The 12,753-nt window shown below is 40.1% G+C and carries 6 protein-coding genes and 1 pseudogene; 3 read left to right on the top strand and 4 right to left on the bottom strand.

Features of this window, described 5'->3' with window-relative positions:
• The 4 genes and pseudogenes from tnpB to HT687_RS01735 form a co-directional block, all read right to left on the bottom strand.
• Positions 1 to 94, bottom strand: a 94-nt coding sequence (gene tnpB / locus HT687_RS11710; RefSeq protein ID WP_240152475.1) for a transposase, incomplete at its 3' end; no start/stop codon positions are given.
• Positions 95 to 131: 37 nt separating this feature from the next.
• Entirely contained in the window at positions 132 to 317 is a 186-nt protein-coding gene (locus HT687_RS01745) for a hypothetical protein (protein ID WP_031223047.1), read from the bottom strand.
• Positions 318 to 453: 136 nt separating this feature from the next.
• On the bottom strand, positions 454 to 3,576 hold the full coding sequence (locus HT687_RS01740; protein ID WP_138699594.1) for a DEAD/DEAH box helicase: 3,123 nt from the start codon (positions 3,574 to 3,576) through the stop codon (positions 454 to 456).
• A 212-nt stretch (positions 3,577 to 3,788) separates the two neighbouring features.
• Positions 3,789 to 5,024 (bottom strand): annotated as a pseudogene (locus HT687_RS01735) (hypothetical protein).
• 348 nt (positions 5,025 to 5,372) lie between these two features.
• Between HT687_RS01735 and HT687_RS01730 the strand changes: the two are divergent.
• The 3 genes from HT687_RS01730 to HT687_RS01720 form a co-directional block, all read left to right on the top strand.
• Positions 5,373 to 6,050 (top strand): tRNA (adenine(22)-N(1))-methyltransferase TrmK, encoded by a 678-nt coding sequence (locus HT687_RS01730; RefSeq protein WP_023934155.1) that lies wholly within the window; start codon positions 5,373 to 5,375, stop codon positions 6,048 to 6,050.
• Positions 6,037 to 6,834, top strand: coding sequence for a Nif3-like dinuclear metal center hexameric protein (locus tag HT687_RS01725; RefSeq protein ID WP_172924052.1), 798 nt, complete (start codon positions 6,037 to 6,039; stop codon positions 6,832 to 6,834). The genes HT687_RS01730 and HT687_RS01725 overlap by 14 nt, the downstream gene beginning before the upstream one ends.
• A 416-nt stretch (positions 6,835 to 7,250) precedes the next feature.
• Positions 7,251 to 12,753: YSIRK-type signal peptide-containing protein (locus HT687_RS01720; protein ID WP_172924051.1), on the top strand; the 5,503-nt coding region annotated here is incomplete at its 3' end.

The raw sequence follows: 12,753 nt of genomic DNA, 5'->3' as shown, positions 1-12,753 counted from the left end.
GTCCACCACAAAAGAGAAAGACTTGACCTGAGAAAGGATCCAATTCAAAGTGGGTTTTAATGAGATAAGCCAGTGAATCAATGCCTTGTCTCATATCCGTTTTCCCACATACGAGATAGACCTGCCCTAGGCTAGATAGATGAATTGTCATAGAGCAACACCTTATCCAAAAGCTCTTCTATCATTTCGAGATTGAGAGATTGAAAAAAACTTACTTCAAGCTTGCCAATACGAATTTTAAGCAGAATATCATTTCTCTTTTTAGAATCAAAACGACGAGATTGTGGAATCTCTACAGGAACAATAGGTTGTGGCATTAAAATATCCTCCAATAGTTTTACTTTACTAATAGTATACAGGAGGAGCTCCATGAATGATAGATACCTTGTTATGACGCGCTTACAAAAGAACTAGATAAATCCACTAAGTGTGGTTACTCTAGTTCTTTTTCGTTTATTCAACACCCAAGATTTCTTTAATATCATCAACGCTCAAATTGCTTCTGCTTTCTTGTCCTTCAAGAACGGTGTTGAAGAGTTCTTTTTTACTTTCTTGGAGTTCTTGGATTTTTTCCTCTATGGTACCAAGTGTGATAAGGCGATAGACATCGACTTGTTTGGTCTGGCCAAGGCGGTGGCTTCGACCGATGGCTTGCATCTCGACTGCTGGATTCCACCAGAGGTCACAGAGGATGACGGTATCAGCTCCTGTTAGATTTAGTCCTGTTCCACCTGCTTTTAGGGAAATGAGGAAGCAGTCTTTTTCCCCTTGATTGAAGAGATTGACCATTTCTTGACGTTTATCTGAAGGTGTTTGTCCTGTTATTTTAAAGTGAGACATTTCTTTTTTCTCTAGTTCTTGCTCAATGAGATCAAGCATAGAGGTGAATTGTGAAAAGATAAGTGGTCGTGACCCTTTTTCACGAATGGTGTCTAGGAGCTCGAATAAGCTGTCCATTTTTCCACTATCCCCTTTGTAGTCTTCTAAAAAGAGAGCAGGGGTATTACAGATTTGTCTAAGTCGGGTTAGTCCTGCTAAGATTTCAATTTTATGACGTTTAATCTCATCAGCGCTGGCTCCTGAAACCATTTCTTGCATGCGTCGAAGTTGAGCTAGATAGAGCGTTTTTTGTGAACTGCTGAGTTCATTGCTGTAGAGGTGCTCGCTCAGTTCAGGTAATTCTGTCAGAACTTCGTCTTTTTTCCTACGCAGGACAAAAGGTTGAATCAGTTTAGCAACGAGTTGAGGTGACAATTTTGAAAATTCCTTTTTACTTGGTAGGAGACCTGGTAATACTATCTGGAAAATAGACCAAATCTCTTCGAGACGGTTTTCAATAGGAGTTCCAGATAGGGCATAGCAGGTTTTGACATCAAATTCTCTTAAAGCTTGTGCTGTTTTGGTCTGACTATTTTTTATCATCTGTGCTTCATCTAGGATGAGGTAGTCGTAAGACTGCTTTTGATAGTGTTCAAGGTCAGAACGAAAAGATGGGTAGCTTGTAATAGTGATAGTAGCAGATTTTTCAATTTGTTTGATACGCTCAGTTTTGCTACTATAGACTACTTCAACCTGTTTGTGAGGTACAAATTTTCGGAATTCTTCCTTCCAATTGTAAAGAAGGCTGGCTGGAGCTAGGATAAGAGCTTTCTGGTCTGGTTTAAGGTTGGCTTCCAGAAGAGTGATGGTTTGCAAGGTTTTCCCTAACCCCATGTCGTCCGCCAGGATTCCTCCGAAATGATAATGATCCAGCATACTCAGCCACTTGACTCCTTCTTTTTGATAGGAGCGGAGTTTGGCCTTGACTTCATAAGGCTTGATATCAAATTCTTCAGGGTGGGTCAGGTCATAAGCCATCTTTTTGAAATCACGAGAAAAATTGACATGTTCATTGTCTTTGAAGGTTTCAGAAAGACTAAAGGCACGAGATTTGTGCATCTTGATTTTTCCGTCTGAAAATTTAGCGCGAAGATCTTGGAGGCTTTGGGCAACCTTGAGACTTTCATCGTCAAAGACTAGAACCTTTCCTTGCTTGGTTTGGTAGTGGCTTTCTTGATTCCATAAAGCTTGGATAGCTTTTTCAACCTCATCTTCTGAAATCATAGAAAAATCAAACTGAACTGAAAGGAAGCCTTCGTCGTCAAAAATGTCAATGACAGCAGGATCTTCTACTAAGAGTTTTTCAAGCGATTCATCTAGTTGAACTTGACCCAGAGTACGAAAACGGGGGAGTTCTTTTAGGAAGAAATCAACGATTTTGATTTTGGAAAGACTATGAAATTCCTCTTTGAAACCAGCAGAAAGCAGTTGATGATAGATTTTTCTAGCTTTGCTAGCTTGGTAAGTATAGGGGAGGGTTAGGAAATCTTGTTTAGAATGGACTTGTTTTTCTCCAAAGGACCACACCATATTAAGGGCAATTTCATTTCTAGTTTTGGAGAAGGCAAAGGTGGGGATAAAGTCATGGATTTGTAATTCATCTGGAAGACTGATAGGAACATAGTTTGAGATGATATTACAGATTTGCATAAGTTCAGCCTTATTTTCCTGTGAAAAGATAAGAGGAGAACTTTCTTGATAATGATAGATCCAAGTAGCTAATTTATCCAAAAAGTAACGGTGTTCTTCTTTGATGATGTGGAAGTGATTGTGTCGAATCCAAAGTTTTTCTTGAATAATGAAACCAAAATAAGCTGTATTGATGATTTCATAATGGTTATTAGACTTGACAACCTTAAAAATTTCCTCTTCCGGGATAAAGGGACTATCATCTAAGAATATAAGAGGGTATTCGGCTTTTGAGGTTACATATTGGAAGACATCCAAAGCTTGAAAAAGTGGGACGAGGTCGTTTAAATAGCTAACAGGAGTCTCTAAATAGCGTCCGCAATCTCTAGGGCTAATGCCATAACTGAAGTTGAAATAAGAATGTTCATTTCTATCGATGAAATATTTTTTGATATAGAGGAGTAGGTTTTGGGATGCTTGATTAAACTGATCTAAGGATAATCTGATTGTCCCGATTTTCTGTGAAACAAAGTAATCTTCCTCTTGGAAAATGAGAAAAATGAAGTGAGCTATATCCTTGATAACATAGGCACGAGAAGCCTGTTCTACCTGTAGTTTTAAGGTCCATGCTAGGCTATGATTTCGGATTTCGACTTGTCCATGAAGGGAAAGTGAAGGCGCCACCGCTTTTTCTTCTACCAGTTCGTCTTGGAGTTCATCAGATGGCAAGGTAGGAATCAGTTGGCTGGCAAAACTTGGTTTATGACTCGCTTTACCAATGCGTTCTTGAATAGCTTGGGGGAGGCTACGAAAGTAGAGATCCATGGCAACCCAGTGTTTACAGACTCCCTGATTTTGGAAATCCTTACATTCGCAATGAAAGCCAGTCAAATCGAAGTGCTCCATACTGGTCAGGATGTTGGGTTCCAGATGCATGGAAATACCATCATAGGTATTGGGGTGCTTAAAATATTCTTTATTTTCAGTATCAAAATAGTTTTTTATCTGTTGGAAAATAGTTCGTCCATCCATTCTCATACGAGCAGGGAGTCTATCGGGAACCGCCATTGAAGTAACCTCTATTCTAATTATTCTTTCCTCTATCTTATCAGATTTTATAGGAAAAGAATAGACTTATCTTATATAAATTGCATCTTGATAGGGATTGGAAACATTTGCAGTTGTCAGATAGTTGTATGTAATATCGACAATCAATTACAAGGAGCTTACGATTCCACAGAAACTATCAAGTGAAAACTGACCTATCTATAACATTCTAGCTAAATTTCTTCTTGGTTTGGTAAGTTTTTCATCTGGTGAACTAGATAGGCTGCTATAAGTAGTAAAATTATAAGAGCAAAGGCAACAACGTCAAGACCAACACTTGTTGCAAGAAATACGAGAGCAAGGGATAGGACAGCTGGGATAAGCAAGTTGATAACATTGATGGAGGATTGAACTGATTCCATTAACTCCTCAGGAATGATTCCAAAAATCATGGCTTGCAAGCGAGGACTCAATACTCCTGCCGAGAAAGCATCACCTGCACTTCCTAGTAAAATAAGTAAAAAACTTCCACGTAGAAAACCTATAACAATGAGAGACTCCATCAATAGACTCCAATAAATATTCAGGCGAATAGAAATTTTTTTAGATAGAAATCCACTCAGAAGTCCACCTAAAATAACATGAAGAAGGCTTATCATTATCAAAATTGCCAGACTTTGCCCTGTTGACAAACCCATAAAAGGATAGTGAATCAGTAGAATCGCACTGACAGGCTCTACCATCATCAAAACAGCTTGACTAATGGACAAAATCCAAAGCAAGACCATGACATCTTCCATAGTCATCAATAATTTCATTGACTCTTTCAAATGCTGGAAAAAGCTACTCATTCCTACATAAGGAGGAACTTCGATTTTTTCTTCCTCTTTTTTCAAGCGGTTTCGGATAAGTAGACTTCCTAGAAAGGCAAATAAAAAGGTTAAAACATTTACAAAAGCTAGAGTAGAAATGCTAAACAGTCCTAAAAATACTCCTCCGCTGAGATTACCTATCAAACGTACAATGGAACTCGTGTACTGCTTAAAACTCATAGCTCCGTCATATCATCGTTTATTAGCCGTATGTAAATCGGTGTCAGCATGTATCCTGCAAGAAAACCAATCGTATCTGAAATCAAGTTCATACTGCAAATAAAGAAAACAGAAAAGAGAGAAGTCGGTACTTGTCAGGAGCAAAGTCACTCCAGAATAAAGGAGGATCTTGATAAAGAGGATAGAAATATACTTGCTGATTCGATTTTTTTGAAAATCAGCTATAACTCCAGTAAAAAGTTGCAAGACCTGAGGAATGGTTTCTGATAGACTGATCAAAAATATAGCTAAGGGAGCAAACGTATAAGAAGAGACATAATTGATAAAAGCTAAGTAAAAAATAGTATCTCCAAAACTTGAAATCCACTCATTCACTGTTAGCTGACGAAAAGCTCGATTTTTAAGAAAAATATGCATATTAATCTCCTTATAATAAATTCTAGAAAGCATAGAGCAAATTCGTGGTTCGTCTGACTAAATTTCCTATCTAAATACTACCTTCAAATATAAAATTTAGTGAAACTTTTATCTCCTCTAATCTTCTAAATATATTTTAGTGTACATTTTTTATAAAGTAAAGACTCTTTTGAATAAATTACCCATTTTTTGACAATTCTGTAAATTTCTGAAAAATATTTCAAGTGAATCCATCTATTACCTTAGGACATTGAAACTTCTTTTGCCAGAGGTGCTTATATTACTGGAAAGTTGAAGATTGAAATGTGGTATAATAAGAGGTAATAGAGTTTTGGAAAGTGAGATAAGATGATTTCAAAGAGATTAGAATTGGTGGCTTCCTTTGTGCCACAGGGAGCCATTTTGCTAGATGTGGGAAGTGACCATGCTTATCTGCCTATTGAGTTGGTTGAGAGAGGACAAATCGAAAGTGCCATTGCAGGTGAGGTCGTAGAAGGTCCCTACCAGTCCGCGGTTAAAAATGTTGAGGCTCACGGCCTAAAGGAGAAAATCCAGGTTCGTTTAGCCAATGGCTTGGTAGCCTTTGAAGAGGCAGACCAAGTGTCGGTCATTACCATTGCTGGTATGGGTGGCCGTTTGATTGCTAGGATTTTAGAAGAAGGCTTGGACAAGTTAGCTAACGTAGAGCGTTTGATTCTCCAGCCCAATAATCGTGAAGACGACTTGCGCATTTGGTTGCAAGACAATGGTTTTCAGATTGTGGCAGAAAGCATTCTAGAAGAAGCTGGCAAGTTTTACGAGATTTTGGTGGTGGAAGCAGGACAAATGAAACTATCAGCCAGTGATGTTCGATTTGGCCCCTTCTTGTCCAAAGAAGTCAGCCCAGTCTTTGTCCAAAAATGGCAAAAAGAAGCTGTTAAGCTAGAGTTTGCCCTCGGACAAATCCCAGAAAAAAATATAGAGGAGCGTCAAGTTTTAGTAGATAAAATTCAAGCCATCAAGGAGGTGCTCCATGCTAGCAAGTGAAGTAATTAACGCATATGAAGCCTTTTGCCCTCAGGAATTTTCCATGGAGGGAGACAGTCGTGGTCTGCAAATTGGCACTTTGGACAAGGAGATACAAAGTGTCATGGTTGCTCTCGATATTCGTGAAGAGACGGTAGCAGAGGCCATTGAAAAGGGTGTGGATTTGATTATCGTCAAGCACGCGTCGATTTTCCGTCCCATCAAGGATTTGGTAGCTAGCCGTCCACAAAATCAGATTTACATTGATCTCATCAAGCATGACATTGCAGTTTATGTCAGCCATACCAATATTGACATCGTTGAAAATGGTCTCAATGACTGGTTCTGTCAGATGCTAGGAATCGAGGAGATAACTTATCTTCAGGAGACAGGTCCTGAACGTGGAATTGGACGTATTGGGAATGTTCTGACTCAGACCTTTGGGGACTTTGCCCAGTATGTCAAGCAAGTATTCGGCCTAGATAGTCTTCGAATGGTGCATTATCAAGAGAATGACTTGCAGAAACCTATTTCAAGAGTGGCCATCTGTGGTGGAAGCGGGCAGTCATTCTATAAGGATGCTTTAGCTAAAGGAGCGGATGTCTATATCACTGGTGATATTTACTACCACACTGCCCAGGATATGTTGTCTGATGGCTTGCTGGCATTGGATCCAGGTCACTATATCGAAGTGCTGTTTGTGGAAAAAATCGCAGCACTCCTTACTCAATGGAAAGAGGAAAAAGGTTGGGAACTAGAGATTTTACCTAGCCAAGCATCGACCAATCCTTTCCACCATATCTAGTTAGAAGGTGAAGACAATGAAAAATTGTACTAGTATAGTTATGGTAAACTGAAACTACACTAGTACAAATGTGATTCTGAGACATTGTTGAGACTGGATTTTTTTGTAAAACTTATACCCGAAATTTTATAAATAAAAAAATACAATAGTCCTCGTTTTTTGCAGTTTAATCAAAAAATCCAATACATATAAATAGAAAGATAACAATTTACCATAAAATACTCTAAAAACAGAAAAAATTAAATGTTTTTCCTTGCAAAATTCGGGGGGGGGGGTGGTATAATTGCTACTAGACTGTATACTCTTCATAGGAGGTACAGTGGGGTAAATAGTCGTAAGTTGCTATTTAATATTATTGTCAATTGAAGAGGAAAATGACATGTTCTCTTCAATCATATCTTTAAGGAGAAAGAGTTATGGATTTTAGAAAGTCTAACAGAGAAAAGGTCTTCCGTTACTCCATTCGTAAGTACCACTTTGGTGCCGCCAGTGTTGCGGTTGCCGCATTGATGTTTTTTGCCAACGGTGCAGTAGCAGCGAGTGAGACAGTCACTCCAGCTACAACTAATGACGTGGTCGCTGGATTTGATGGTAACCCTGATGGGGCTCTGCAGGAGTCGGATGAGGGGGAGTCGAAGGAGGTTGTACTTGAGCAACTTGCTGAAGGCAAGATTACAAAGGAGATAAAAGGGCAAGGGAGGTCAGCGGAAGGATCTAATCAAGGACAGACAGTAGCTGCCCCTAAAACTACTGGAGTAGACTCTAGCCAGCCAGAGTCTGTTCAAGAAAGTTCTCAGGTGAGAGAGAAAAGGGCAGGATCTGCTGACACGATAGCAGCCAAAACAAGCAGCACTGGAGTCCTTCAGCCTCAGGTGCTCAAAGACAGCCAGTCTGACTATGACCCTATTCCACTTGACGATGATGAGGATGATACAGAACAGGATGAACAACCGTTAAACACTCCGGTGACAACAGCGATTCAACCTCGTTCAAGAGGAAGCAGACAAGAAGTTCCTTCAGGCTACATAGCTGTGCCAAGTAATGCTTATGTAGATGGGATCAACTACTTTTTAGAAGATGGACATGCAGGTTCACCTTATGCCCGTGGAACCTATGTCTATGGTTCGCAACGTTCAAGAGCATATTGGGACGGAAAAGAGTTTCGTATTCCGGAAGCGAAAGATTTTATCTACGGGATAGTCAAGAAAACAGAAACTGGTTTTAAATGGGAGATTGATATCAATAAGGGAAAAGTAGGACGGGGTCCACACCACTACTTATCAAATACTTTTTGGTTTACCCTACCTAAAAACCACACTGTAAAAGCAAACTCAGTAACTATTTCTCGTTATGATCATAGGACTGGTGGCACCACTGCTACTAGTGGAGATGCAGGTAACGGAGAGGATCAAATCCTAAAGGCCTTACAATCAGCTGATGGGATTAGTGATGAAAAGCAGGGGACTGTTGCATCAACAGGAGCGGCAGCAAAAAGTGGAGGTTATGGTTATCGGACGGATAGTCTGGATGGCTTAGCCAAGGAAGAAGTTAACTGGTGGGTGCAGAAAGGTTTCTACTACCATGCTGATAAAAACTTCCCAACTGAAGTTGAGAAAAAGGCAGCTTCTAAATACTCTGGTATCAAAAATGAAACCGAGAAAGTATACACCTTCTCTTTGGACGGAGGACGTGATGATAGCTACCATTTGACCTTTGAGACGACTTCCCCAGATACGACTTTCCGTAATCTCTATTACGCCTTGGGTGTTAAAGGGTTTAGGCTGTCAGGGAAATCAGTTAATCGCTTGCTAGTCAATCAGTGGTACGGTAGAGCTGCCGGTGAAGGAGACCAGGCTGAGAAGTATCCGGCTCAGTTGGAAGGGAATGGCTACTATCAGATTGTACAAGGGCAAATTTGGCAGCCGCAAAATAATAATGTATCAACAACTCCAGGTAACTCTTCATCTTTAATTGCTAAAAGCGATGGAGGCATTGACCTTGAATCCTACTTTAAAAATAGGGATAAGGTAGGGGATAATGCTGAATCACATCCAACTTCTTATAATCTTTTTAAGGACGGCGTCAAAGTTGAAAACAACAAAGAAGCTGCAGACACTATCGTCAATACTCCGGGAGTGAAATCTTATCTTGTAGAGCGAATCTTTGCTGACGGTTCTGGTGAATTGGTTCAGTTAAATTTTGTTGTGAAACCGAAAAAACCAAGTTTAAATACTGATTTGCAAAAGCAAGCAGGGACGATAAAGGATATCACTGCAACTAACGGAACCAAAGGTGTAGAGATGGTTCTCTACCATGACGGAAAAGAAGTAGCAACCAGTATTGCTGGTGATGATGGAAATGCAACCTTCAAAAATGTTGTTATTACAAAAGGTTCTTATACTGTCAAGTCACGTGTTTCAGGTCAGTCTTATTTGACTGCAGAAGGCAAGCGAACTTCACTCTTAGAGTCTGAATCATCAGATGCTAAAGTAGCCAACTACGATAGCAGTCAGATTCGTATTGGGTTTGGACAAAGTGGAGAGGGCGGAGCAGCTTCTAGCTTGGAGACAAGTAAGTATAAAGCACTATATCTTGACAGTTATACTGGAAAGCAACTACAAGTGCTGGTTCGAGTTCCAGGTGGTAAGTCTATCAAAAATATTGAAGTAACTAATTTAGAAAAAACGGGCTTGGTTCAGGGTGAAGTGGAGCATGAGGGACCCCTAAGTAGCAAGAAGTCATTAACAGGAACTATTAACAAAACCAATTCAGGTATCCATCAAATTACTGTTACGGTTACAACCGCAGATAATACAACCAAGACAGAAAAACTCTATCTATACATTCCATTTACGAAACCGAGTTTTGCAACAACAGCTGAGAGTTTGAAAGGAAAGACTACAGGAAAACCGGTCATCAAAGCAAACTCTGGAACAAAAGGAGAAGCAGCAAATATTCCTGATAAAGCAAAACTGAAAACCTTCTTGGTTAAAGGTGGGAATGATGTGGATGCTGTAGGCACAGGTGCTTCTGATAATAAGCCTAAAAAAGCTACTGGCTATACTATTCTTGCTAGTGGTGATGTTAAGGCGGATGGAACAGTTGAGTTTACTCCTGATAAGTATAGACAAGAATTGGTGGGGAATGAGGAACTTCGTCTAGTTACGGCAGTGGTTAAGGAAGGTACAGATGAACCTGTTTTAGACTATCTTGTATCACCACTATCAGAATCGCTTAAACTAGAACTTCCTACAGAAGCTAGCCGTGACTTTGTAAGCCCAGCAGAAAAAGTTACCGTTGAAAATCCAAGTAGTCTAAATCAAACCGAGAAAGATAAGCTAAAAAAAGCTATTGAAGATGCTAATCCAGGATTTAAAGTTGAAATAACAGATGATGGTAAGGTTCAGGTGACCAGACCGGATGGACAAGAGGAAGAAGCTGCTGTCAGTGATTTTGTGAAACAAAATGGGCAAGCAGATTCTGCAGATGATTCGACTTCTCCAAAAGAAATCCAAAAACCAACTGAAAAAGTGAAGGTAGCTAATCCAAATAAGCTAACCAAAGAGGAATTGACGAAGATTACTCAGAAGGTTCAGGAGAAAAATCCTGGTGCTACTGTAAACGTTGGGCAAAATGGAGATGCCTATGTTGTACAACCAGATGGAACAAGTGGCTTGATTTCCCACAAAGATTTGTTGGAGCTGACAGAAGAGCAAAAAGAAGCTGCAAAGAACCGTAAACCGTTAGTCAACCCAGAGCAGAAAGTACCTGTAACCGATCCAGAGAAACTAAATTCTTCAGATATTGAAAAGATTAAGAAGGCTCTACAAGCTGCTAACCCAGGAGCGACTGTTACAGTGGATAGTGATGGAAATGCAACTGTTACAAGTCAGGACGGATCAGAAAGTAAGTTTATCTCACGAGATGACTTGGTTACAAAAGTGACGGTCCAAGCACCTCAATCTCCAACTATCTCACAAGATAAAGAAACTCTAACGGTAACATCAATGGTAGGTCAAGACGAAGCTACTAAGGTTATGCTTACGTATACAAATGCTACTGGACAAGAAAAAACTGTTGGTTTTACTAAAACTGGTAGCAACTGGAATAAGGATGACGCCAATGCAGATAGCACAATTTCGATTATAAATGATGAAAATGGACTGGGCAAAATCCTAATCCAAGCTGAAACAGCAGAAGCAGGTTCAACAGTTACAGTTAAGCAGCAGAAGGACGGCTCTGACTTTAGTATAGCAGCTACTACTAAGGTTTTAGGAAGATTAGAGGATGTAAGTGGTATAGCCCAACCAGATGGTTCGGTTGTAATTACTGTACCGCAGGAAGCTACTGAGTTTGATTTGACTTATCATAATCAAACTAGTAATCGTTCAGAAACACAACATTTTAGAAAAACTGATCAAGGATGGAGTGCTGTTGCAGGAATTACAGCTAGTGGCAATAGCTTTACCCTTCCAAAAAGTTTAGTAAAAGACGGGACGGAAGTTGCGGTAAAAGCTTCTAGCGCAACGAAAATTTCAGAAACTAAACGAATTAAGGCTAAGTTTGAACAACCGAGTGCAACAACTAGTGCTACACGTCAAAATGGAGATGTAGAAGTTACATTACCGACAGATGCAGAAAAAGTGACCTTAACTTATAAGAACAAACAAAATACCAATGCCACAGTAACACTGGTTAAACGAGGAAATAATTGGAGTTCTTCAACAACCTTACCAGATGGTATCAGTCTAGCAAATGGTAAGGTTACGCTTGACTATACAAAAGTGAACAGGAATACAAATATCACAACAGCCTCTACTAGAGGAAATGGCGATGTTGAATCTCAAGCAAATAACCAAAATCATCCTATTCCAGAACACACAGCTCCGACGACTAAGACGATTACAAAAGTAATCGGTGAAAATCCTACAAATGCAGAGTTACTTGCTGCTGTAGATGTAGCTAACAAAGCATCAGCTGTACTGAAAGAAGGAACACAGTATCCAACTACAGTAGGGAACCATACTCTTGACGTTGTTGTTACTTATACAGATCAAAGTACAGAAAACGTAAGAGTAACGTATGTGGTGAAACCAGCAGACAAGACAGCTCTAACGCAAGCGAATAACGATTTAGCAAGCGAAGTAGCAAGTCAACCAACTACAGATGACAAGCCACAAAGCAAAGTTGACGCATATACTAAAGCAAAAGAAGCGGCGGATAAAGCAGTGGAAGCAGCGAAAAAAGTAATAGCGGACGACAATGCGACACCAGAAGCTGTACAAGCAGAGCTAGCGAAAGTAAACGCAGCCAAAGCAGCCTTGAAAGCGGCAGAAGATGCCGTAACAACCGCAGCGACAACTACAGCGAAAAATAAACTAACTGAGGATAAAGCGAAGTTAGATGAAGCTGTAAGTACAGAAGGTAAGACACCAGAAAGTATTCAAGCATACGAAGCCGCTAAGAAAGAAGCAGAAGCAGATGTTGCAGCAGCGAAGGAAGCAGCCAAAGCAGTATTAGCTAAAGGTGACAATGCGACAGCAGCTGAAGTTCAAGAAGCGCAAGAAAAAGTAACAGAAGCGCAAGGTAAGTTAGACAAAGCGAAAGAGCAGTTAGTCGACAAAGCAGACAAGACAGCTCTGGTAGTAACGCCAGTAGCAGACCCAGCGCATTTAACAGAAGCCGAAAAAGCCAAAGTTAAAGAAGCCGTTTCGAAAGCTAACCCAACAGCCACCAACGTAGTTGTAAAAGACAATGGAGACGTAACTGTCACATTACCAGATGGAACAACTAAAGAAATTCCATCGACAGAAACCGTAGAGAAATCTAAGGTAGAGGTAACGCCAGTAGCAGACCCAGCGCATTTAACAGAAGCCGAAAAAGCCAAAGTTAAAGAAGCCGTTTCGAAAGCTAACCCAA

Source organism: Streptococcus sp. 1449, assembly GCF_013276805.1.
Lineage (GTDB): Bacteria > Bacillota > Bacilli > Lactobacillales > Streptococcaceae > Streptococcus > Streptococcus pseudopneumoniae.
Note: the sequence above shows the minus strand (reverse complement) of the source record. Positions and strands in the feature narration are given on the sequence as shown.

Bases quoted from the DNA above. Each gene is read 5' to 3' on its own strand.
- HT687_RS01745 (WP_031223047.1), bottom strand. From the start codon at position 317: ATGCCACAACCTATTGTTCCTGTAGAGATTCCACAATCTCGTCGTTTT.
- HT687_RS01740 (WP_138699594.1), bottom strand. From the start codon at position 3,576: ATGGCGGTTCCCGATAGACTCCCTGCTCGTATGAGAATGGATGGACGA.
- HT687_RS01730 (WP_023934155.1), top strand. From the start codon at position 5,373: ATGATTTCAAAGAGATTAGAATTGGTGGCTTCCTTTGTGCCACAGGGA.
- HT687_RS01725 (WP_172924052.1), top strand. From the start codon at position 6,037: ATGCTAGCAAGTGAAGTAATTAACGCATATGAAGCCTTTTGCCCTCAG.